The sequence below is a fragment of the Chitinophaga sp. 30R24 genome (assembly GCF_049056765.1).
Classification (GTDB): Bacteria; Bacteroidota; Bacteroidia; order Chitinophagales; family Chitinophagaceae; genus Chitinophaga.
Genome location: NZ_JBJGXX010000003.1, coordinates 314,368 through 340,174, shown reverse-complemented (window position 1 = coordinate 340,174; position 25,807 = coordinate 314,368). Strand labels below are relative to the sequence as shown.

Here is a 25,807-nt window from a genome sequence, read left to right as displayed (position 1 = left end):
TTATTTTTTATCAGAAGGTTTTTAACCTGGACCCAAAATAATCCATATGTATCCTTTTCCCCCTAGTACCTATATGAAGTTGGTTAGTGTAATACTGATACTGTTTTGTATAAGCCATGCCAATGCACAGAGTACTCCAATAAATAATACCAGACCACCTGCTACACCCGTGGGGCTCCCGGTGCCATATTCTACTGCTACTATCAACTACATACGCACCTGGGAACCATCTATGCCTACCAGTGATCCCGCCGTTGCAAGCGACCCCACTCGCACGATAAACGAGGTAAAACAATCAACACAATACTTTGATGGACTGGGTAGACCTCTGCAAGTTGTAGTCAAAGGGGTAAGCACTTCAGGAAAGGATTTGGTAACAACAAATATTTATGACGATTTTGGTAGAGAAGCATATAAATATCTACCTTATGTGCCACAGACAGGCAATACCAGCGATGGTAAATTTAAAACAGACCCATTCACTGTACAGAAAGCGTTTTATCAAGATAACAGTCTAAATCCTGGTGTTAAAGACGAAAGTATTTTTTACAGTCAGGTTGACTTTGAACCATCGCCATTGAATCGTGTTCTTAGTACTTATGCTGCTGGCAATAGCTGGTCCAAAACAGGTGGAAATCACCCGGTAAAACACCAATATCTGGTAAATAATATAAGTGATTCCGTAAGGATATGGGATATGTCTGATCCGATGCCTACTAGCACACGCATTTATGACGCGGGGCAACTTCATAAAAATGTAATGATTGATGAAAGCGGTAATCAGACTATAGAATATAAAGACAAGGAGAATCACCTGGTATTAAAGAAAACGCAACTATCTGACCTACCAGGCACGGCACATATTGGGTGGCTATCTACTTACTATGTATATGATGACTTAGGCAATTTACGTTTTGTAATCCCTCCTTTGGCGGTGGAAAAAATTTCCGGCAATTGGAGTTTATCCTTAGTGGCAGATGAATTGTGCTTTCAATATCGTTTTGATGGGCGCAATCGCATGATCGAAAAGAAAGTGCCAGGTGCAAGTCTTGCTGAAATGGTGTATGACCAGCGCGACAGGTTGGTTTTTTCACGGGATGGTAACCTGACGGCACGTAATCAATGGCAGGTAACCTTTTACGATGGACTTAATAGACCTATTGAAACTGCTTTATATAATTCATCTGCGACCAGAGATGCTTTACAAACGAGTTTGAATAGTTCCACTGGTACTGGTAGTACTTCCTATCAAATTCCAGGCATTACAGATTTGGTAGTAGCCACCGATGATAGAAGCACTTATGTAGCAACTAATTCAGTAACACTGGAAAACGGCTTTGATAGTGGTAGTGGAAATACCAGAGACGTATATATAGACCCTAATTTAAAAGGAGACCTTATTAATTTAACAGTATCGAACCCACTACCTAATATTCCTTCAACTGCACTCTCCCCGTTAACTTATACTTTTTACGACAACTATAGCTATCCCGGAGTACAAAGTCCTACTTCGGGGGATTTCCCTAAACCGCAGGTGGGTAATAACCCATATGCTGAGCCGGTGACGAGTACCAGCTCCATGACGAAGGGATTAGTCACTGGCACTAAGGTCCGTATTTTAGATACCGACCAATGGTTGACCACTACTACCTGGTACAATGATAAAGGTAGAATAATACACGTCGTCAGTGATAACATTGCAGGTGGTAAAGATATTACCACAACATTGTATGATTTCAGCGGAAAAGTATTAAGTACTTATCAGCGGCATACGAATCCCCGTAGCGGCGTCAGTCCCCAAACGACTGTACTTACTATGAAAGAATATGACCAGGCAGGAAGGATAATTAGTCTAAAGAAAAGGCTTAATGACAATGTAAATCTTGAAAGAACTATCGCCACGAATGAATATGATGAATTAGGGCAGTTAAAGACCCAAGCACTGGGTTTACAGGCTAACAATCAGGCTATAGAACAGTTATCATATGAGTATAATATTCGTGGCTGGCTTAAAAGTTTGAACAAGGATTATCTCAATAGTGGGAGTATTCTCTCTCACTTTGGCGAGGAACTGAACTATGACTATGGCTTTACTGGAAGAAATTACAATGGCAATTTAGCAGGTACCCGCTGGAAGGGATGGAATGACCCACTGCCAAGAGCTTATGGATACAGTTATGACAAAGTTAACCGCCTGACCCAGGCATATTTCACCCAACAAAACACAAGCGGTAGCCAGTGGACACAGGATAAAATGGATTTTACCGTTCCCTGGATAAATTACGATGCCAATGGCAACATAACAAAAATGTCGCAGAAAGGGATGGATGGAATCAATATTGTGCCAATGGACCAGCTGGCATATAGTTACTCCCCTAATAGCAATAAGTTATCTGCTGTTTTTGATACTAGTGCAGTGTCAAGTCCTCTTGGCGACTTCAAAGACGGTAATAAAACGGGTAATGACTACAGTTACGACCCGAATGGTAACCTGTCAAAGGACCTCAACAAATCAATATCGACTATTAGTTATAATCATTTAAATCTTCCTACACAAGTAGATTTTGGCAGTAAGGGCATCGTTCGCTTTCAATATGACGCGGTAGGCAACAAACTGAAAAAGGAAATCACAGATTATACAAAATCACCCGCCAAAACTACGACTATCAATTATATCAGTGGATTTGTATATCAGAATGACACTTTGTTATATATGGCGCATGATGAAGGTCGCGTAAGATTGTTCCTAAAAGCGGGACAGGCCCCGCAATATGTGTACGACTATTTTGTGAAAGACCGCCTGGGCAACGTTCGTTTAGTACTTACCGAGCAGTCCGACCTTTCTGTATATACCGCGACAATGGAAGCGCCGTTAGCCGCCAAAGAGAATACATTGTTCAGCAACATAGATGCCACCCGAACTCCCAAACCAGTAGGTTATCCTTCGGACGGCAGTTCCGACGATAACAAATCTGTAGCAAAGCTTAACGTTAAAGACGAAGGTCGGAAAATTGGCCCTTCTATAGTACTCAGGGTTATGAGAGGTGATACCATCCAGATTGGTACAAACGCATTTTATAAATCTACTGGTCCATCAGACAAACAATCTACGGAATCGCCAACCGAAAACATGTTGGCCGATCTGATACAGGCGTTTGGAGGTAATACCATTAGCTCATCAAATCATAATGTAGGCGCTTCTAATAATCCAATCCCATTCAACACTAATTTCTATAATAACGACTATAGAAAACTAAAAGAAAAAGACCCAAATCAGAACAGGCAGGACAAACCTAAAGCCTATCTGAATTTTGTGCTTTTCGATGATCAGTTTAACTTAGTGGACGCAAACAGTGGTGTAAAGCAAGTAAATGGAGAGCCTGACCAGTTACAAACTCTTGCCCAGGACAAGATGCCCATCGAAAAAAGTGGCTTCTTATACATTTATACTAGTAACGAAAGTCCGCAGGATGTGTTCTTTGACAATATTGTTGTAACACAGGCAACAGGGAAAGTACTGGAGGAAACACATTATTATCCCGCGGGCCTAACGATGGCCGGAATCTCTTCAAATGTACTTAAAGGGAAAAATTATCCTGAAAACAAGATGAAGTTTCACGGTAAAGAATTGCAGAATAAAGAGTTTGCAGATGGATCAGGAATTGAATGGTATGATTACAAAAACCGCTTCTACGATCAACAACTTGGGCGCTTTTTTGCCGTAGACCCGCTTGCTGATAAGTTTCCATATTATTCTACTTATCAGTTTGCAGGTAATGAATTTCCTAATGCTACAGATATTGACGGTCTGGAACCCTGGTACACTAGAGATGGGAGTTTAGCGAAGGGGATATCAGGGCCTTATGACCCTGCCGTAATGAATAAGCGCGGGCTATATACGGCAGCACAGACAGAACAAGCAAGGAATGCTCCTCCGCCAGACCCTAGGCAGCCAACGATTCGCGAAACAATGGACTGCCCGCAATGTAAAGTGATCGCGCGGGAAATAGCCCAGGAAAAAGAAAATCAACGTCAACTTTGGGAGAGCCAGAACGGAGCATCTTTCAATATTGTTAAGTCAGCGGTAGAAGTAGCCGCCTGGGAATATGCAGGGGCAAAAGCAGCGGAAGGACTAGGCGCTTTGGGTTCGGCGTTAGGAAGAATATCCATGGGCGCTGCTAAAGCGACTCCTTTTGCCGAGGGATTGACACCAGTTATGAAGGGAGCAGTTGGAGAGTTGCTAACAAAGGATATATTATCATCTCAATTTAAAGGTGCGGAAATATTAGAACAAGTAACCATCAAAATGGATGGTGCCACAATGAGAGCCGATTTTGTCGTAGTTAAGGATGGAAAAGTACTTGGAGTATTTGAATCAAAAGTAGACGGTGGTACTTTATCAAATGGGCAAAAGTTATTCTTTAATGACAAGGATATCGGCACATTAACAGGTAGCAACGCACCGATCAATTTACGTGGAGTTCAGGTAGATCCATCAAAAATTCAAACTGGAGTATTTAATTGGAACTCAAGTACTGGTTTTTTCAGGATTCAATAAATTCATATATGACAAAAAAAAGTGTCCTTAGGAGTGTTTTCGAAACATTAAAAAATGAAATGAAGGTATATGATTTTACCCCTAGCATTGGTGAACAGTACTTTATAAGGAAACAAAAGCAATCAATATTTACGTATCAGTTTCTGATATATGACCGAACAATTATAAAAACAGGAGAAAAGGGGTTTCAAATTGAGCCTTACGCATGGATAAATGTAAAGGACATAGAAAATATTTATAGGGAAATTACGCAGAACACTGAGCTTAAAAAAGAGACAGACTTCGTGACACTAGGGAATAGTATTGCAAATCTAAATGCGAATCCTGACGGAATTAATAGGAAAAGAAATCAAAGTCTCGACTTATTCATTTTTGATGAAGAAAATATTCCTTATGTATCATGGGAGCTAATGAAGCATTTTAAGGAAACTGTATTCCCTTATATGCTTTCAAATAGCACAATTGCGAGAGTAGATGAACTGTTGAATAAGGACCCATATGAATACTGTGTTCATATGAGTAATGATATATATCGGTTTATTAAGGGCTTAATTGCAGCTAAACTGAACAATAGCCCTGAAGCTGATAAATTGTTTTCTATATATAGTGACTTAATTATCGAACGCGACATGCCGGATAATTGCAAAGAGGAAATGAATCGACTTAAATTAATATGGCCAGAAATTGGAACTAAAAGTGTAAGCTGATTATCCAAAAGAACTTATTGAAAATGTCGTAGATGTTATATTGTTCATTGTAAGGTGTTACTAATTTCCGGTTGAAAGAAGCAGAAATTTAACTATGGGTATATTAATTAATGATATTGGTAAAAGTTCAAATTGGTTGATCAAAGCATTCAAAGAACTGCATAAAGAACTTAATTATTCGGTAGAAAGCGTGAAATTAATCGATGATTTGCTCGACCATGAAATCAAGGATGGTCAGCCGATTCCGGGAGGACTTTTCACCAATCTGTTCGGATATAAATGTTTTGCAATTGGATCTTACATAGGAGAAGTTGTAATTAGAAATTCTAAGGCAGCGAAATGGCAGGTTGACGATACGGACAACGATGGGGAAATAAATATTTCTCTCATATCAGCCAATAATATAGTCATATGGCCTGTTCAAAGGGTTATTAAACGAATACAGAATGGACGAGAAGATGAATTATTTGCCTATATCTACACAACCGTTAATGATATGCACTTTGATGGAGATACCCCAGAAGGATTTTTTCCGAAGAAAATAGAACAGAGGAAAACATGGTGGAACTTCTTTAGGAACTAATATCTTACTTGCTGACAGAACAATTAAACCTCTTTAAAATGACAACGCTAGAAAATCAGTGGCCCTACCAAAACAAGTCCTTAAAAGATATGAAGGGTGAAATATGGCGAGAAGTGCCCGGTTTTGATGGGGATTTAATTGTTTCAAATTATGGTAGAGTAAAAGTTCTCCCCAGGTTTATTGTTCATAGAAATGCGCCGGATGGATTTTGGACAAAAGAAAGGATCAAAGTGCAGTTCGTACCCTCCGGCATTATTGGGAAAACCGATCACGGTATGCTTCTTCCCATACAAAAGAAAATCCACCTCTTTGCAAAACGGCTGGCAATTTCCACCGGGATACATCTTTTTTGCAAGTAGTCCAGCAGGGATTGTTCTTTAAGAGAGCGAGCGTCCAGAATAACAATTTTGCTGTCGGGGGTATCTTTCTTTTCACCAGCAAAAGAAGTGGGGGCCGGATGCTGGCTACCCAAAGAGGTAGGCGGGTGAAAAGAAAAAGCCGGGGCGGGTCGGTTTTGCGATAAGCGTTGTAGTAAGTCTGCCACACTACAATTAAAATAAAGTGTTCCAAAGTCCACCAGATTGCCCCCCTTCCCGGTTCCATGATCATACCAGACGTTTAACTGCCTGTTTACTTTGAAGGATGGCGTTTTTTCATCCCGTAACGGGGATAGATACCAATAATCTTGATTTCTTACCTTTTGGGGTTGGTGGCCCAATGAGGCCAAATAATCTACAAGATCAATTTGCTTTGCCTCTGCACACATTAAATTTTTCATATACACGTTTTCAGGTTCACAATAATTATGTACAATAGAAAAACGGCTTACAAGCATTGGTTTTTTAAACCAAAATACTTGCAAGCCGTTCTAAATCAGTTAAAAAGTGGTTCGAGAAAAGTACACCCCGGTGCACTAAAGTGGACAAATCGAGATTTATCTTGGTTTGTCCATTTTTATTTTAGGGAAGCCCCGCGTCCAGCGCATATATTAACGGAGCCGCTTCGTTGAGTCGGGCAGTTCGATCATTTCACATGCTAACAGTACCTTACGGAGATCAAGATCTGAAGCAAAGTCCTTAATGTTGCTTCTCAGATTGAGCCTTTAAATACTCCAACCAATTTTTTGTAGCCAATTCCAGATGAGATTGAAAGTACCCTTTTAACAAACTTACCAGCCAACCTTCCATACTTTCATTGACTGTTACAATAGTGTAGCCTTCATGTTGTTCAAATTGCCAAACGTGATTAGCAAATGCACCAAAAGCTTTACCCGACCAGCCTACCACACTATCTGGCACCACTGTTTTTAATGTGGAATGAATGGTTAACCCGCCTGTTTTCCAATCGATGGTAGCGCCAACTTGTAATTGACCATTTATTTTAGCTGCCGAAATTTCTTTTTGCCAGCTCGGCCAATTATCTACGTCGGTAAATATGTTATATACTGTTGCTACCGGAGCATTTATCCTAATGCTTTGAGTTGTTTTAACCGGCGCATTTTGATTGATACCTATAGCAGGTTTATATGAACTAAAGATTTCAAGGGACGCAATTATAATGATCAATAAAATGATGATGTACAATATAAATTTTAAGACTTTTTTCATGATTATTTTTTTGAAAGGCTGTTACCAGTACAAACTTATAAATATAAAACAGGGGCAATCTATTTAAGCATAAACCAATTTCTTCGATAACAATAAACGTCATCATTAAAACACAATGGTCATTCACCTTGTTTTTGCATTAAAAACAAGGTGAATGGTTAAGTAAAATAGTTTCCCGCTATTGCAACCGTTTCAACCGGAAAAGTAATTGTTTAATCCCTTCCTGATAATCGTCGATTATTGATTGCGTAAACCGTTCGGGAAACAGTTCTCTCTTTGCATCAACCACAATATAAAAACCTTCAATGTAGCTAATGTAATCTTTAGGGCGTTTTGTTTCCGGAATAACGATGTCGAGATCGCCTTTGATTGCAATTGTAGTTTCCACCAACCGGTCTGTAACATGCCGCAATGTATCAGCAGCCTGATCCAATGCGATGTGGGCAGCATAGCTACCTTTTCCCTGTATATCCCAATGGATGAGTTTCAAGCTGCTGTTAAAGGAAAAAATTATACCCAGAAATTCTGCCACAGTTACTTCTGTTGATTTTTTCACTTCCCTTACCGAATGTGTACTCTTTACAGTATGTGTACTCATATAATTAAAAGTTTTCAATGAAACAATCACCACTAGAGTAACATTCTTCTTTATTAAAATGTTGGTCTAAAGAAATATTAAACAATAGCTATTGTGCACATTATCTAAAATGAGCGCTTAAAAAGCCTGATGAGACTGGTGTAACCCTGCTTTCCGAACAAGGTCATTCATGCTACTTAAAATGCTAAAAGGACAAACCTAATAGATATAGGTTTGTCCTTTTACGTTGGTGAAAAGCTTTAATGCTACCGCTTCCCGAAGTAAGTCCATCAACAGCGGCAAAGCGCTAATTATAAAATAAGGTTCAAAATCTTATTTCTGGGAAGCACTTTTCAATGCTTCTACGTCCTTTTTCAATTCAATAATATACAAAGTCAACTCTTCTACTTTCTGCAAGAGCTGTTTATTCATATCTCCTACATCCATACCATTTTTCTCTACTTCCACTGCAGCAGGAATACCCGGCAGGTGCTTATGCTCCCGAACGTATTGCTCAAGCTCTTCCAAGGAAGGCAAAGCATAATGTTCATGGAATACATAATCGGGCCATCCAGTAGCGGTAACTTTTACGCGCTGCGCTGTGATTGTACCTGCCACTGCCAGTTTTGACTGCGGACTGGCTGTTCCTATACCAATGTTACCTTCAACATCAATACGCATTCGCTCTAACCCATTAGCCGTTGAAAAGGTCATAAAACCATCACTTCTCGACGTGCCCCTGCTAAAGGTGATAGCACTATTTAATGCACCAAAAAACCGATGCTCAATGGAAAATGAATTAGCGTTAACCGGTTGTGTACTATGCGTACGAACGCCCAGGTAAGTACCTTCTCCCTCACTATCCCCCTCCGGCAACCTGGCAAACACACTAGACAAAGTATCCAAGTCGGTTACCCCCACATCCAGGAATGCCCTGGGATAATCGTTATGAATACCTACTCTTCCACTCGTTTCCAGTATTACCCTCGACCAAGGCTGAGCCGGATCATTATTTGTTTTTCTGAAATATAATTGCTGGTCAAAAAAACTACCGGCAAACTGCATGGCATAATTATTAGCCGGGCTACTATGCCGGGTATCCAGTAAATGCCACCAGGAAGTAGCCCATGGAGGAAAATTAACCGGGTTATTCGCTTCAAAAAAACCGGATGTTGCACCTTGCAAACCGGCATCTTCCCTTTGTTCAGTCCTTGAGTCATCTACCCCCCAAATCACTTTGTTCTGGGAAAAAGAATATAACCCGCTACCGAGCAGGAATAAGGTTAAGATTGATTTTTTCATATAATTATTATTTCACTCACATCGTATAGGCGTTACCGTGAAAGACTTTCAGGCCTCGGGTTCGAAATAGGCAAGCAGTAAAAAGAGAACACTTGATTATTCCATAGAAGGTACTTATCTATTCAGGTTAAAAACAATTTTGCTAAAACAAAGATAATCGTTTTATTCATTCTTCAATAAAATATCAAATGAAAAAGCCCTTTTGCGAAACAAGATAAATATTGTTTCGCAAAAGGGCTTTTTCATTTTCATTATTCGTAAGGTACTTACACCTCTCCTCCCATCAATGGATCTGTTTTGCTGATCTTTCCTGTTTCCACATGGCCTGCAAAACACTCAAACATGGCAGTACCTTTAACGCTTACCTTAAAGTCGTACCAGTTGCTGTTCTTAGACAGGTTCAGCACCACCTTTACTGTTTCGTGCGCCGGAACAGTTTTATTCAGCAGGCTGTTTTTATAGCTATTATCAAGAATCTCACAGCTATGGGCTTTGGCGTCGTTATTAACAATTGTCAATACAATATTCCCGGTTAATTCCGAAGGACGCTGCTTATTAGTTTCGTAATTGCAGGTAATCTGTATTAACGGATTATTGTTATTTCCTGCGAATTCGCGGTAGAAACCATTAGGTGCATATACCCGGAGATGGTAATTGCCATTTTCAAATGCAGGGACCTGCCAATCATCCTGTAAAGTATCTCCCGGCGCTACAGCGTATTCCCAGGTGCGTAACATTTCCTGTTCATAAGGCTTCATGGCATACACCATGAAAGGAGCGCCTGCCGAACGCTTACCAAAAACCGTATTTCCTGCCTGGAAATGGATACGGTATACGCCTTCTTTATTATAACTACCGTTTACATTCAACTCGTATGGCACCGCACAAGCAGGCTTAGTACCTTTTTCCTGTTTCGGGAAATAAGGCGACTGCAGATGATCCTGGTTGATCTGATCTATTTCACTTTGTGACAGCGCCTTAAAGTTGCTAGGTATTTGCTTGAATTTTGATTTATGGATATCTTCCATAAACTCCACTTTATTCAGGAACTGCGGACGCTCAATTTTCTCGCCGTTATAAGGTCTGAAAACACTGGTCAAGTCACCGCAAATAGCCCGTCTCCACTCTGTAACATTCTCTTCTTTGATCTTCTTATTGAACTTCTTCTCAAGGAAATTTTCCAGGAATTGTAATGAAGAAGTATGATCAAATAACTCAGAATTTACAAAGCCACCGCGTGTCCAGGGAGAAGCGATGATCATAGGCACCCTGTATCCCAGTCCGATAGAGCTTTCCCGGATACGGTCGGCCATTGCAGAAGGATTAGTTTGTTGATCTTTGGTAACAAAATCCATGCGGGGATCTATATCTTTGGATACTTTACCAGTATGCGCTGCGTAAGGATTAGGCACTGCATAAGGAGGCACGTGATCAAAGAAACCATCATTTTCATCGTACGTGAGGATAAAGATGGTTTTCTTCCATACTTCCGGATTTTGCAATAATATTTCCATCACCTCATTCACATACCAAGGACCAAACCAAGGTACGCCAGGATGATCTGAAAAATTAGCAGGAGGCATCAACCAGGATACGGTAGGCAAAGTCCCATTTTTCACATCTTCACGGAACTGATGTAGAATATCACCCTTAGGCACATTCAACGTACGTTCGGTACCGTTATCATCATAGGTCAAAGCAGTTAGCTCGTGGAAATCCGGATCATTGCTGTTTATGGTGAAAGCGTGTTGATTCAGGCTTTTCGTTTCCGGTGATAATTGGCGATAGGCTTCGGTGGTGTATTGTTGTTTGTCTTTTTCTATGCCATCCAGCACCTTTCTGGCTGCAGCCAGTTTTTGTTTTATTTCATCTGTAGCCGGTTCTTTCTCCAATGCAGCAATCTCGGTCAGGATGTTGGCCTTTTTAATATCGAGATTGGCAATACTTCCGGGATGCAAACGCACATTGTATTGCTTATAATACTCTAATACGTTTGTACCGAAGTTACTGAGCCAGCCACTTTCTTCTCCCTTCAATCCATAGCCCATAGTGAGCTCATTCTGGTATACTTTCCAGGAGATGCCATTTTCTTCCAGGCGTTCGGGATAAGTTTTCCAATCCAGTTCCGGCGTATTATAATTGCTCACATTCCATAAATGCGCTACCCCTTCCGGTGTATTGTGCTCCCGCACAGTTCCGGTCATCCAGTAATGACGGTTAGGGTGCGTACCGGTAATGCTGGAACAAAAATTCTGGTCGCAAACGGTAAAGGCATCTGCCAACGAATAATAGAAGGGAAAATCTGCACGATCGCAATAACCCAGGGTGAGTGGTAATTTTGCGTATTCCTTGTTAAAAGCTTTCTTTACGTCCAGCCATTTATCATACTTCCCTTTATTCCTGGCATCTGTCTGATCGGTCCAGTTATGCGGCGTAGAGCCCATCCAAGGAATTTTAGTATCCTTGGTATTGAGCCGGAAAGGCACATAGGTTTGTCCTTCTTTGTTAGACTGGAGCCAAACCTTATTCTGGTTGCTCAGTTGGATGGCGCGTGGGTCATTAAAACCACGTACCCCTTTCAGCGAACCAAAAAGGTGATCAAAAGAACGGTTTTCCTGCATCAGGAAAACCACATGTTCTGCATCATAAAAGGTACTGCCCAGCGCAGGATTTATTGCTAAAGCCTTTTGTATAGCTGGCGGCAGCATATTAGTAAGGGCAGCACTGCCCGATAACAGTGCTGCCTTTTTTAAAAAATCTCTCCGAGTATCCATATTACTTCATATTACCATTAGAAAGAATACCGTGCACCTAACTGTACTTGATAAGGCGTACCATTTTTATTGGTTACCCCTACGTTTTCATTAACACGGTAAATATATTGTTTGGTAGCCTGGTCGAAGCCACTTACAGTCAGCAGACTCTGATCACCCAGGTTATAGTTTACGCCCCAATTTTTATTTAACAGGTTAGCAAAGTTAAACACGTCTACACTAAAAGTTAAACCTTGTGTTTTAAATGTTTTGAAAGTTTTTTGCAGTCTCACGTCAAAAGTACCGGAAAAAGGATTTACGCCTCCGTTACGGTCTGCAATCTTTCCTAAACTCTGCAGGATGTATTTTTTAGCGCGGTTATCCGGATTGTTCAATACTTTTTCCATAGACGTTTTTACGCTGGCGCTGGTAGATGGGTTCTTCGGATCGAATACAAATGCCAGGTCATTGTCGTTACCTGGTCCACCCACAAAGTCTCCATTAATATCGGCATCTACAGTCAGGGAATAACGGGTACCCGCCAAACCTCTGAAAGTACCGCTGAATACAAATCCTTTCCAGCTAGGAGTAGCACCGTACAGTACCACTTTATGACGGAAATGGTTATCTGAATAGCTCATTTCGCTGAAATCACGCGGATCAGATTTAACAGGTCTGAAAGTAGACGTGTTAGCTACGTTACCGTTATAGGAAGAATTATCTTTAGCGTCGTTCAGGGTATAGCTTACGTTAAAATAACCATCTTTAAAGTATCTGAAGCTTGCATCTACGATCATAGCCATCTGCCTCAGCTTAGCACCATTGGTGAGCATCAGCGTTCTACCTACTTCCTGTGTTTTTCTACCTAATACGTTGTTGGTAATACCAGCAGAAGTAATCGTATTGGCAGGTACAAATACAGCACGGTTTTCTTCGTTTGCCAGGCGGAAGTAAGGTTCGTCCACCATGTTTTTATCTACATAAACGTAGTTATTCTTGGTATAAGAATACAGGAAGTTTACACCTACCCTCATCCAGTCGCCAAATATTTTGTTGTAGCTCACATTGCTTTTGAAAATGGAAGGCATTTTCAGGTGAGGGTCATTCAGGTTGATGGTAGAAACCATAGGTACGCCAGGAATCAAACCAGGAACGGTAGAAGGATCGTTTCTATAAGATGGAAAATCCGGTACAGGTACGAGGTTGTCGCCGTTAGCCGGACGGGTTACATCGATAGATCCTACCATGGTACCACTGTTCTGTATATTGTTCACCTGTGCATAGTTTACTGGGTAGGCAGAGAACAAACCACCACCTAAACGGATGATATCTGTTTTATTACCCTTTACATCCCAAGTCAACTGCAAGCGAGGCTGAATTTTTCCAGCGTCTGTTATTTTACTGTCGGTACGCAAACCGAAAGCTTTATCTACTAATGGGTTATAGTCAGCCTGGCTCAGGTAACCTGTTAAATCCCATCTTAAACCTACCAAAGCTTCTACATTTTTCAGCACTTCAAACTGCATCTGACCAAAAAGGGAAGCATTCAGTACGTATTGCTGTACAGCAGGAATTCCTTTTAACGGCACTTCCCTTACATATCTGGATGGATTCAGATCATCGAACTCTTTCAGGCTGTTAAAAATAAAACGGCCGTTCTGTTCATTGGAAATATAAGTATCCAGATAAGTTAATGTATTATCTGTACCGAAGGTAAAACGGTATTTACCTTTTGTGAGATAAGAAGTATTCACCAACTGTACCTGGTTTTCCAGATTTTTCTCTGGCGTAAAACGCTGACCACCTAATTGTACGGTAGTACTTCCTGTTGTACCATTGGGAAGCTCTGAACGCACAGTTACAATAGCCCTAGGAATATTTGCTGATGGCAATTCGCTGTTAGGCAAATAGTTCCTGGTAGCAGACTGGTACTGGATTTTCAGCTCATTCAGAAAATTCGGTTTGAACTGGGTACGCAAGGAAGCCAGGGTGCTGTTTTCACGTGATTGGAAATTACCCCATACCTCATACAGGTGGATATTAGAGTTATCGCTGTTGCTGGTAGGGTTGTCCCAATTACTGAAGTTATTACGGATAGTTAAACGGTTTTTGTCGTTGATTTGCCAGTCGATACGTGCAAACACGGTATTAGCCAATGTTTTACGTTGGAATTCTCCCACCTGCTGGTGATTACCCAAGCCATACTTAGTTCTGGCAATGTTGATAACGCTGTCCAATACCGCTCTGCTGATACGGTTGGTGATCATATCGTTATCGTTTTTCAGGTCCGCGATATAGAACGGCAGTTTTTCATCCTGTCTGTCTAAAGCAACAAAGAAGTGCAGCTTATCCTTGATAATAGGACCACCCAGGCTGAATCCATACTGGTTAGTGGTAAATTGCTGCTGTCTTTTATTTCCGCGGATATCATAATTGCTGGCCAAAAAATCGGAACGGTAATAATCGAACACGCTTCCGGTTAATGTATTAGTACCAGATTTAGTAACCACGCTAATGGCGCCGCCACCCTGACGGCCCTGGGTTACGTCATATACGTTGGAAATTACTTCAAACTCCCTGATAGCTTCCAGGGAAAGTGAGTAAGGACCACTTCCCAGCGCACCGGAGGTAAGGTTATTCCTTGCACTGGCACCATCGATCAGAAAGTTGGTAGAAGAAGCACGCTGTCCGCCGATATTTGTTCCGTTAGTAGTAGGCGCCAACGCTGAAAGGTTATTAAAGTTACGGTTCTGGGCTGGAATCTGTTGGATGTTCTGGGCAGTAATAGCTGTACTGGCACCCAAACGGTCAATCCTTTTATTCAGCGTATTAGAATTAACAGTAATCTCTTTCAGGTTACTTACAGATTCACTCATTACAAAATCCACTATCAGGTTATCTCCCTGGTTTACGGCCAGTTGGTTCTTGATCTGAGTAGTTAACCCTACAAAAGCGGCTTTCACTGTGTAAGGACGGCCTAAAGGCAGCTGAATGAAAGCGTATTTTCCTTCTTTGTTGGTAATAGACACTGACTGGAAACCTGTTGACTCGTTACGGACAGTAATGGTAACTCCAGGTATCACTTTCCCTTCTTTATTGGTAATTTTTCCGGAAATGGAAGCGTCTGTAGACTGTGCATAGCTATTGATTCCTATATTCAGGAAGCAAAAAGTAAACAGCAATTTGGTGAGCAAGGCCGGTGCCTGCGTAAAATTCTCCGATATTTTTCTTATTCTTTGCAGAAAAAAATGCATCTTGTAATGTTTTAATTAATTTACTTCGTCTAATAGTTAATTAAAATGATGAGCCATATAATGGCTGTTGTCCATGAGCAAAGGTGTGTCACCACCTTTGCTTTGTTTTTAGTGGTACTGTTACATAGGTTATAATGTTTTAGGATTAATAATCAAGTGTTGATGTTTTACGATGGTATAATCAAAACCGGTTTTCGCGGATAGTGTTGTAAGAATGTCGTCGAGCGATTGATTAAAATTCACCTGGTAAATTGTTGTATCATTCTCTGGATTATTCAATTGTACAAACAGGTTAAATTTATCTCCCAGTTCCTTTGCAATCTGTGAAAGCGTCAGGGACCTGATGTCTGGTTGGGGAGCATCTACCGGAGGTGCTGCTGGTTTCGTCTCTTCTATTTTATATGCAGTAGTGGCCAGATTTACGGTCAGGCATTGGCCTTGGGTCATTTCTGCTGCCAGCACTTTTATCTGCCCGGATGTTTCCTGTTGTTCTACCATAATTTTCCCACTCAACACTGCCACCTTAAAATCTGGCTGCTGGCTATAGGCAGATATATTGAAAGAGGTACCTAATACTTTTACACTAAATCCTTTAGTGTGTACAATGAAGGGCCGGCTGGCATTTTTGCTCACTTCAAAAAAAGCTGCTCCCTCTTCCAGGTAGATACTACGTGTAGCCATATTATTGAAAGCGCTGGCAAAACGTATACGGGAAGCTGCGTGCAGCTTAATCACTGAACTATCTGGTAATGTGATCTTTTTATATTCGTCCGGACCGGCACTTACAATCGTCCATTCAGAGCGGCTTTTACCTGATAAAGGCCTGGTAATATATCTGAATGCAAAAATGCTGGAAACGAGAAGTACGAGCAATGCTGCAGCTACTTTCAGATAAAGGAAGGGAACCCTTTTTTTATGCCCTATCTGTTGCCAGATATTGGTATAAATCTCATGACCGATACGCATTTGATTTTCCAAATTGCCGAAGGCATCAAATGGTACTTCATCCTGTACCTGATCGTACCAGTCATTAGCTTCATCGTTCACCTGACGATGTTGCAGGAATTTATTTTTGTTACCCATATAATAACTCATCTCCGCCAAAGTCAAAAAGTACTTTAACGAATTGTTACCTACAGGTTAGCATTATGTTAACAACAATAAAATAAGCGTTAATAGATTAACAGGATCTGCATAGAAGAGTTGGGTCTTCTTCCTTAAGCGGTGCAGGGCTTGGGAGATATTATTTTTTATGGTTTGTTCAGACAAGGAAAGTTCTGCTGCTATTTCTTTAATCGATTTATTTTCATCCCGGCTAAGGATAAAGGCTTTGCGCATGGTATCCGACATATTGGCCAATTCGTCGTTGATAAAATCTTCCAGCTCTTTAGCTTCCAAATTTGATTCAACAGCATATTGCCCTTGTTCATATTGGTACCGGGCCTCTCTCGACATATCCGCCAGGTTTTTTTTGTAAAAGCTGATCGTTTTATTTCTTACTGCCCGGTTTAAATAAGGGGCCAGCGAGTGTTCGATAAAGATCTCTTTCCTGGATGTCCAGAGGTTTACAAATATATTCTGCACAATGTCCTTAGCTGCTTCTTCATCTCCAAGCCTACGGTAGGTCATTGTATACAGTTCGGTCCAATAGCGTTCATATAGCACTTTGAACGCCGACTCGTCACCTTTCCGTAAAGCAGCCAGTAATAATTTATCTGTATCCCCAATAGCATGCATAAGCCACAAATATATCGTTAGATAGAAAGCCTGAAGTGTTAAATTAAAGTTAAGCAATACGTATAATAAAAAAAGCATAAGTATCAGTATCGATACTTATGCTTCCCTTTCAATTGTATTTCTTTATTTAAGGATCGTAAACTCCGAACGTCTGTTCAGCTGATGCTCAGCCTCTGTACAGGGTACCCCATTGGCACATTTATTCAACAATCGTGTTTCTCCATATCCTTTGGCGATCAACTGGCTGGCTGGTATACCATGTTTTACCAGATAATCTTTGGTAGCTGCAGCACGCCGTTGTGAAAGCGCCATATTAAAGGCGTCACTCGACCTGGAATCAGTATGTGATGACAGCTCTATTCTCCAGGTAGGATTTTCGCGGAACAGCTCCACCAGTTTGTCTAACTCTTTCGCCGCATCCAGACGGATATCCGATTTACCAGTATCAAAATACAAGTTGTCGATACGGAAAGGTTTGTTGTATACCGTTTTCTCCCGTTCCAGGTCCTGATTGATCGTCACCAACTTTGCAGTCCGGATAGAGATTGGCACAGGGTTGATATTCGTATAGTCTTTTTTCTCGAACCGCAGTTGATAATCCTTCTTGCCATCCAGCATGATGATATAATGCCCTGTTGTATCTGTATGGGTAGTGAGTTGTGTACCAGTAGCGTTGTCACGTAACTTAATCAGGGCATTGGCCAACGGGAGATGATCCTCTTTATCGAGGAGCACACCCGATAAGAAATATAAAGAAACCGGCACGTCCGGATTTTCTTTCACCACAGGCCTGCTTTTTAACGTGAGCACCGGCACATCAAAATCACCTACTGGCGGCTGCGCCCTTTCTACGGGAACCAGTGCTATTACAGGCAATGCGGCAGCAAAACGGTATATATCGTCGCTACCTTTACCCATGGCCCTATTGGAAGAAAGATAAAACATATGGTCTATAACGGCCGGAGCGAAATCATCGTGCGGCGTATTAACCGGCACGCCCATATTAATCACCATCCAACTATGGCCTGCTGTGGGCATGGCGGTAAAAATATCCAATCCGCCCATACCTGGATGGCCATCACTGGCAAAGTAAAAATGCCCCGCTGTATCGAAGTAAGGCGTGCGCTCGTTTCCTTCTGTATTGATAACCGGACCCATATTTACCGGTGTACTCCATTTATCTTGATTTTTCGTGCTGTAATAAATATCTGTGCCTCCCTGCTGACCAGGCCCCTGGCTAGATACAAAATATAATGTATCACCGCTGGCATTAATCCAGGGATCGCCCACAGAATATTGCAGGATCTCATTAAAAGGTAAATCCGGCGCCAATGTCCAATGTTGTGCACCATCTTGCACTAGCTGCTTTACTTCAATATTTAAAGTATAAACAGTGTCTTTTCCGATCAAACGTCCCCGTTTCTTTACCAGGTTAGTCACCGACAGAAACATATTCTTGCCATCTGCCGTATAACTGGCGCTAGCACTGTGGTAATCTCCATTTACAAATGGCTGGTTAAATAGCCTTATTTTATTAGCATCTATACCCTCACTTTCATATAAATGAAGATAGCTTTGTCCGGTCCAACTGTAGTAACGTTTGTTGATATAACCGCCAGCAGCAAACCCGGTTTTATACGGGCGGTCGGATGCAAAAACGAATTTATTACCGGTGGATGCGATACTCCAATCTGAATATGGGGAGTTGAGCGCCTCCATATTTTCGAGCCGGCCTGCAAGCGGGCGGGCGGTCCAGTAGGCAATAGAATCACAACCTTTCAGCATATTATGTGCCCTCCTGTCGTTAGGCATTGCGAGCAGATAATTATTCAAATGCGTTACTGCTTCACTATATTTTGCATTGTTCATGAGCACCGCCGCATAATTCAGCTCATCCTGGAGCGTATAGCCTTTTACTGTCCATAATTGCGCATACCAGGTTTCGGCAATACCATAATCTTTAGTAAGACGGTAGCTTTCAGCGGCTCCCCTAGCTGCTTTTGCGGTAGCCTTCTTGTTAAATGCCTTCACAAACAAAGGCTTCGCCGCTTCGAAATCATACAGGTTATATGCATTAACAGCTTCGGTAAGCACATATTGCGCCTGTGCTCTTTGCTGATATATACCCAACGATATCAACAGGATAAAAAAACGAAGCAGGATACGAAAACGCATGAATAGCATATATTAAAAAATGTACAATAATGAATGATATACCAACCTAGAAATAGCGGGGCGACAACATTCTCGCCTTAGGATGCTTAAAGAAATAGCTAAGCGATATTTCGTTAGTAGGATAATTGTTAGCAACAGTACTGTTCAGTGTTAGATCATAAGCATAGCCAATACGCAACTTTTCATTCACAAAAAATTCAGCCATCAGTGCAATAGCAGCAGGTTTGGTTAAACCCTCCTTCAAGTTAGACTTTTTCAGGAAAGCCGTACGATATGATCCACCCAACCATAACTTTTCATTGATCAGCAAAAAAGCATTCAGGTCTACGCTGGTAGGGCCTGCCCGGTCTTCTTTGATCAATATGGAAGGCTTTAATACCAACTGTTCAGACATAGGTACGAGTCCACCTGCAGTAAAATAAAAGTGCGGTTTCATCGGTAAATATTCCTTCAGAGCATCCGATTTCTGAAAAGTATGCGTGAGTAAATTATTGGCAGAGAGTCCTGCGAAGAAGCGCTCCCTATTATAGTACACCCCGAACCTGGCATCCGGCAGCAAGGCATCCTTACGGCCATTCAATATTACAGGGTCTATATCTACAGAAGAAGCCTGCAACGCAGAGATATTCATATGTTGCTGTATAAAACCACCGCTAATACCTAATGAAAGGCGGGAAGCGCCTGCTTCATCCAACGGAATACGGTAAGCATAGGTAGCATACCAAGAAGTATTATTAGAAGCCCCTAGTTGATCGTTCATCGCCTGAAACCCCAAACCTACACGCCCGTCACTCACCGCGCCATCTGCAGCAACCGAAAACGTTTTGGGTGCGCCAGGGTAGTTGGTCCATTGGTTGCGGTAAAAAGCATGGATATTCCACTGTTCACGGTAACCAGCATAAGCGGGGTTCACGTAAATCCCATTAAACATATATTGACTGAACTGCGCATCCTGCTGTGCAGAGACGGAAACTCCGCACAGGATAAAAAACAGGGCTATCAGGATTTTATTCATAATTAACTGTTTCAAGATAATAGAGATTTATACACCTGCTCATCGCATTAACTGCAGCCATCCTTTATATGTTTTTTTGCCAGTGGCTGTTGGACAGGTAAGCTCATAATAGTAAGTACCTTCATTCAATTGAGATCCATCCCAGTTGTTCAGGTAATTCGATGATCTATACACTACATTACCCCAACGGTTAAACACTATCAGTATAGCACCCGGGTAACGTTCAATACCCAGAATCACAAACTTGTCGTTTTTACCATCGCCGTTCGGTGTAAATACATTTGGAATGAATACGTCTGCCTTACCAGTTTCTGCTCCCAATACCGTAGCGGTATTGTTGTTCATATCCGGATCTTCATCGGCGCCTTTCACGGTAGCTGTATTTTTGATCGGGCCACCGCTGATTACCTGGGTAGTAAGCTGCAGCTTCACAGATTGCTTACCCGCCACTGCACCAATGTTCCAACTGATCTTCCTTGCAGCTGCATCGTAAGTAGCAGTACCTGCGGCTGTTTGCAGTTTCACCACATTATCAATATTTGGCTCCAGTATATCTTCTACTACAACACCACTCGCTCCCTTCGGACTATTATTAGTAACGGTGATTTCAAAAGTGATCGTCTTTCCCACCGCTATATCTGCAAGAGCAGTAACTATCACTTTATTAACAGACAGATCTACCGGGTGCCTGGTGACATCTATTGTTACAGTAGCTACATTGGATACATAGCCATTAACATCGGTAATAGCATAAGTAAAACTATCCGTACCACCATAACCATCATCCGGTACATACGTCACCGTGCCATCACGATTATCCTTTACCGTACCATGCAACGGCATATCCTGTAACACTACGGTGTGGCCTGTATTTCCATATGTATCATTGCTGATCAGGTTGAGGGTTACGGGGTCTGGTTCTTCGGTAGCGCCATAATCATCCACAGCCACCAGGAATTGCGGCACGGTAACAACTGTGCTGGTATTATTTTCTGGTTGCAAGTCTGTTTCATTACCACTGATTACAGCGGTATTATGATAATCATCTATTGGCAGTACCGTAGCCGTAATGGAAAGCGTCACTGTGTGGTGTACCGGCAAATCACCGATCGTCCATATGCCAGTAGCAACATCATAGTTACCCTGACCAGCAACAGCACTCTTATACTGATAAGCACTTTGAAGCAGGTCTATCACCTGTACGCCAGTAGCGTCTATCGGGCCATCGTTGGTAGCGGCGAGGGTAAAGGTAACATCGGTTCCTACCAATGGCACATCTATAGATACTGTTTTAACTACTTTCAGATCTGCGGCATGTATAGGTATAGTTGTGGCCTCACTGTTATTATTGGCCATGGTGGTTTCTTTTTCTTTACCTGCCACCGTGGCTATATTCGTATAGCTGCCTGTATTATTAACAAGGGCTTTGATCCGGATCACCTCAACTTCATCCTTTTCTATTGTTCCGATGCTCCATTTACCTGTAGCCGGATCATAACTACCCTTTCCAGGAGAAGCACTTACATAAGTATAGCCAGCAGGAAGTATATCCGTTACCGCTACCTCGGTAGCTTTGCTGGGACCATAGTTGCTCACTGTAATAGTAAAGGTAACTATGTCTGTTACTATCGGTACAGCATTATCTACCTCTTGTTGTATCTCCAGATCCATTACAGGTACAGGGGCCGGTGTACTGATCGCCACCTGGTTATTTTCCGGATGGGCGTCTTTTTCCAGGGCAGCAATTACAGCAGTGTTGTTGTAATCGCCAGTAGCGTTTACCCTGGCGGTGATGTTGATGGCAACACTTGCTCCGTTGGAGAGCTCACCAATTGTCCATTTACCGGTAACTGGGTCATAGTTGTGATCACTGGTACCGGCAAACTGATATCCACTTGCCAACAGGTCTGTTACCACAACATTAGTAGCTGTGCTTGGGCCATTATTAGTAGCCGTAATAGTAAAGGATACTTCGGTTCCTACGTCTGGCGTAGTGTTGCTAATGGTTTTCTGTATGCTCACATCTGCTACCGGCACTGGTGTTGACGTGGCTGTTGCCATATTATTATCCGGCATTTTATCTTTCTCTGTTGCACTGATAGTAGCGGTATTCGTATAGTCGCCAGTGGCATTTACAGTAGCCACTACAGTAAGCGTAGCGTCGTTACCGTTATTCAGCGAACCTACTGTCCAGCTATTACCTGCATAGCTACCCTGGCTGCTTGTTGTGCCCACCAATGTATAACCTGTAGGGAGTATATCCAGTACCGTTACACCAGTAGCGATGCTGGGGCCATGGTTCACCGCCTTAATCGTAAAGGTTACCTGGCTGCCTACATCTGGCGTAGTGTTATCTACTGTTTTCAGTACTTCCACATCTGCCACTGCTACCGGCGTTACCGAAGCAACGGCAGTATTGTTGGTCATATTATCCTCCTGTTCATTACCACTGATGGTAGCCCTATTATTATAATCTCCGGCAGCATTAACCATTGCCTCTATCACCAGCGTAGTGTTGGCGCCGTTAGCCAGGTTACCAATCGCCCAGGTGTTGGAGGCAAGATCGTAACCGGCAGGAGTAGCTCCCACAAAGGTATAACCGGCAGGCAGCACATCTATTACCTTGGTTCCGGTAGCGTCGCTAGGGCCATTGTTGCTGGCAGTAAGCGTAAAATGCACGGTAGTACCTGCATCTGGTGCAGGATGGTCTACCACCTGACTGATGGCCAGGTCTATTATTGGCCGCACCACTGGCATAGCAATACTGGCGCTATCATTATCGGTGTTGGTTTGCTTTTCATTAACGCCGACCGTAGCAGTATTGCCATATACGCCAGTAGCGTTTACTTTAGCTACAATGGTCAGGGAATCAATAGCGAGACAGCGCTGGTTGCCGATATTCCAGATACCGGTAACGGGATCGTAAACACCATGGGTAGCATTGCTGTGCAGGTAAGTATAACCGCTCTGCAGCAAATCGTGTACACTCACCCCGGTTGCATTGCTGGGGCCATTATTAGTGGCCATAATGGTAAAAGAAACTTCGGTTCCTACATCCGGCGTAGTGTTGCTAATGGTTTTCTGTATACTTATATCTACTACCGGTACCGGTGTTGACGTGGCTGTTGCCATATTATTAGCCGGTGTTTTATCTTTCTCTACTGCACTGATGGTAGCGGTATTCGTATAGCCGCCAGCAGCATTTACAGTAGCTACTATAGTGAGCGTAGCATCGTTACCGTTATGAATCGCACCAATCGCCCAGGTGTTGCCTACATAGTTACCCTGGCTGCTGGTTGTTTCCACCAACGTATACCCTGTAGGGAGTATGTCCACTACCGTTACACCAGTAGCATTGCTGGGGCCATGGTTCACCGCCTTAATCGTAAAGGTTACCTGGCCGCCTACATCTGGCGTAGGATTATCTACTATTTTCAGTACTTCCACATCTGCCACTGCTACCGGCATTACCGTGGCCCTAGCAGTGTTGTTAGTAATTATGGCATCATATTCATTTCCGCTTACCACTGCCGTGTTGGTATAATTGCCGCTGGCATTTACCAAGGCATCGATTACCAGTGTAGCGCTGGCGCCATTAGCGAGGTTTCCTATAGTCCAGGTTTGGGTAACCTTATCGTAACCGGCAGGCGTAGCGCCCACAAAAGTATAACCAGCGGGTAACGATTCTATTACTTTTACGCCAGTAGCTGCATTAGGGCCATTATTGGTGGCTACAAGCGTAAAATGCACGGTATCACCCACATCTGCGGTGGCGTTGTCTACGCTTTTATTCAAAGACAGGTCTGCTTTGGGCCATACCGTTGGCGTTACCGTGGAATTATTATCAGTCAAATTCTTATCATAAGTAGCACTTGTAACCTTAGCGGTATTATCATATACACCAGTAGGCTGAATAACTGCTTTTAATGTAAACGTCATCTGTGCTTCTGCCTCCAATGTGTCAATGCTCCACACACCGTCATTATAAATACCACTTGCAGTAACAAAAACATAACCGTTCTGGAGCACGTCTTGTACGTTTACTCCATAGGCTCTGCCCGGACCATTATTGGTAACCACTACTTTAAATGTTGCTGTGTCGCCTGGGTATAATGTTCCTGGCGTAACAAGGGTTTTCTCTACGTTCAAGTCTGCTGATCCGAGTGGCGTCAGTATCACTGCATTACTGTTATCAATTGTTTGCGGGTCCTTTTCTGGTCCGGTTACCTGGGCAGTATTTTTATAATCCGCAGGTAACAGGTCCGGTTCTACCCTGGCCGTAAAGGTGGCTGTTGTTGTATTGCCATTGCTAAGGGCGCCTATATTCCAGGTAATAGTACGGTTAGCCGCACTATAGGTGACCCCTGGAGATAAAGTGGATTTCCAGGTGAAGCCTGCCGGCAAAATGTCTGTCACTACCGCATTAGTAGCATCATCCGGACCCGCATTCTTTACACTAAGTGTAAAGGTTACATCGGCTCCCATATAAGGTGAAATGTAGTCTACACTTTTTGTAATACCCAGATCTGCCACGTGCAATAACTGCACATCCGCGGTGGCCTGGTTATTTGCTGTATTGGTATCTCCGGAGGTATTGCTGCTGGCAGTATTACTATGACTGCCCATATTTTTCATTATTGCCTTCACCTGCAATGTAGCGGATGCATTGGCAGTCAGTATATCGATAGTCCATAAACCCGACGTGGGGTTATAGCTTCCTTTGGAAGGCGTAGCGCTTACAAAGGTAAAACCGTTGGGAAGCAGGTCGTTTACTGTTACACCAGCAGCATCTCCTGTACCGATATTTTTTGCCGTAACGGTAAAAGTAACCATCTCGCCGGTGTATTGGGAGGCTAGGTCCACCGTTTTCTTTATCTCTATATCCGGACGGTTTAAGATAAGAGGCGTTGGAGCAGCATCATCAAAAGGGTTACCATTGCCGTTGGCATCGGGTATGCTACTGTTATTTGACTGGTCAAACAAAGGCGTGCCATCGCTGGTAGCCGCAATAGCATTGGCGGTATTGTTAAAAACACCGTAGGTGTCGTTGTTCTGTATTTTCAGCTGAAGTGTGATCGTTTCCTGTGCGTTTACCGGTAAAGTACTAAGGGTTGGATTCAATAGCCCTGTTTGTACACCATCACCGCTATAGGTTGTCGCCGGTTTTAGTGTGCCCGTTGCCGTTACCGACAATACACTAAAGGTCAGTGGAGCGGGAAAGGTACTCGTTAGCACGTCTGTAACCTGTACATTGCTGAGTGGCAGGTTGCCATAGTTCTTTACGGTAAACGTATAAGTAACCAGATAGCTGCCATCTGTTTGAATCACAGGCGCTGCCACTACCTTACCCAAACCAATAGAGGGAAAGCTGAATGCAACGCCAGACAGGTCAGAGAGGCTGGTGCCATCTACAGCGGCTGTAGCCGAAGCGCCAGTAGTATTCCTAAAAGGGCCAAATTTTGCTGTCTGCGCTTTGATACCGGTTACCATCAGCACCACCATCAGCAACGGGAGCATGAATTTTATAGGGTGAGTCATT

General features: G+C 42.5%; 15 protein-coding genes. 4 read left to right on the top strand and 11 right to left on the bottom strand.

From position 1 onward, the window contains the following. The first annotated feature begins 232 nt into the window (after nt 1-232). From ACDQ55_RS11575 to ACDQ55_RS11560, 4 genes are all read left to right on the top strand, one after another. Complete coding sequence (locus ACDQ55_RS11575) at nt 233-4,558, top strand: DUF6443 domain-containing protein (RefSeq protein ID WP_420981551.1); 4,326 nt, start codon at nt 233-235, stop codon at nt 4,556-4,558. A gap of 8 nt (nt 4,559-4,566) precedes the next feature. Next, entirely contained in the window at nt 4,567-5,265 is a 699-nt protein-coding gene (locus tag ACDQ55_RS11570; RefSeq protein ID WP_420981550.1) for a hypothetical protein, read from the top strand. A 94-nt stretch (nt 5,266-5,359) separates the two neighbouring features. After that, a complete protein-coding gene (locus ACDQ55_RS11565) occupies nt 5,360-5,848 on the top strand; it encodes a hypothetical protein (protein WP_420981549.1) in 489 nt (162 codons plus the stop codon). A 38-nt stretch (nt 5,849-5,886) separates the two neighbouring features. Then, nucleotides 5,887-6,207 (top strand): NUMOD4 domain-containing protein, encoded by a 321-nt coding sequence (locus ACDQ55_RS11560; RefSeq protein WP_420981548.1) that lies wholly within the window; start codon nt 5,887-5,889, stop codon nt 6,205-6,207. On the opposite strand, the gene ACDQ55_RS11555 is transcribed toward ACDQ55_RS11560, so the two are convergent. The 11 genes from ACDQ55_RS11555 to ACDQ55_RS11505 form a co-directional block, all read right to left on the bottom strand. Then, nucleotides 6,117-6,710: a CHC2 zinc finger domain-containing protein gene (locus ACDQ55_RS11555; RefSeq protein ID WP_420981547.1), complete on the bottom strand. Its 594-nt coding sequence runs from the start codon at nt 6,708-6,710 to the stop codon at nt 6,117-6,119. The two genes, ACDQ55_RS11560 and ACDQ55_RS11555, sit on opposite strands and share 91 nt — an antisense overlap. A 214-nt stretch (nt 6,711-6,924) precedes the next feature. Beyond that, complete coding sequence (locus ACDQ55_RS11550; protein WP_420981546.1) at nt 6,925-7,455, bottom strand: SRPBCC family protein; 531 nt, start codon at nt 7,453-7,455, stop codon at nt 6,925-6,927. Nucleotides 7,456-7,633: 178 nt separating this feature from the next. Beyond that, entirely contained in the window at nt 7,634-8,053 is a 420-nt protein-coding gene (locus ACDQ55_RS11545; RefSeq protein ID WP_420981545.1) for a hypothetical protein, read from the bottom strand. 312 nt (nt 8,054-8,365) lie between these two features. Beyond that, nucleotides 8,366-9,334: a hypothetical protein gene (locus tag ACDQ55_RS11540; protein WP_420981544.1), complete on the bottom strand. Its 969-nt coding sequence runs from the start codon at nt 9,332-9,334 to the stop codon at nt 8,366-8,368. 266 nt (nt 9,335-9,600) lie between these two features. After that, nucleotides 9,601-12,108, bottom strand: coding sequence for a phosphocholine-specific phospholipase C (locus ACDQ55_RS11535; protein ID WP_420981543.1), 2,508 nt, complete (start codon nt 12,106-12,108; stop codon nt 9,601-9,603). A 17-nt stretch (nt 12,109-12,125) separates the two neighbouring features. Beyond that, nucleotides 12,126-15,341 carry a carboxypeptidase regulatory-like domain-containing protein gene (locus ACDQ55_RS11530; RefSeq protein ID WP_420981542.1) on the bottom strand — a complete coding sequence of 1,072 codons (3,216 nt, stop codon included), beginning with the start codon at nt 15,339-15,341 and terminating at the stop codon, nt 12,126-12,128. A 129-nt stretch (nt 15,342-15,470) separates the two neighbouring features. Beyond that, the gene (locus ACDQ55_RS11525; RefSeq protein ID WP_420981541.1) at nt 15,471-16,436 is read right to left on the bottom strand and encodes a FecR family protein; all 966 of its coding nucleotides are present in this window, start codon (nt 16,434-16,436) and stop codon (nt 15,471-15,473) included. Between the two features lie 51 nt (nt 16,437-16,487). Further along, nucleotides 16,488-17,078 (bottom strand): RNA polymerase sigma factor, encoded by a 591-nt coding sequence (locus ACDQ55_RS11520; RefSeq protein ID WP_420981540.1) that lies wholly within the window; start codon nt 17,076-17,078, stop codon nt 16,488-16,490. Nucleotides 17,079-17,201: 123 nt separating this feature from the next. Continuing rightward, entirely contained in the window at nt 17,202-19,253 is a 2,052-nt protein-coding gene (locus ACDQ55_RS11515; RefSeq protein WP_420981539.1) for an OmpA family protein, read from the bottom strand. A 46-nt stretch (nt 19,254-19,299) separates the two neighbouring features. Continuing rightward, nucleotides 19,300-20,268 carry a type IX secretion system membrane protein PorP/SprF gene (locus tag ACDQ55_RS11510; RefSeq protein WP_420981538.1) on the bottom strand — a complete coding sequence of 323 codons (969 nt, stop codon included), beginning with the start codon at nt 20,266-20,268 and terminating at the stop codon, nt 19,300-19,302. Nucleotides 20,269-20,307: 39 nt separating this feature from the next. Continuing rightward, a complete protein-coding gene (locus ACDQ55_RS11505; RefSeq protein ID WP_420981537.1) occupies nt 20,308-25,806 on the bottom strand; it encodes a gliding motility-associated C-terminal domain-containing protein in 5,499 nt (1,832 codons plus the stop codon). Between the last annotated feature and the right edge of the window lies 1 nt (nt 25,807).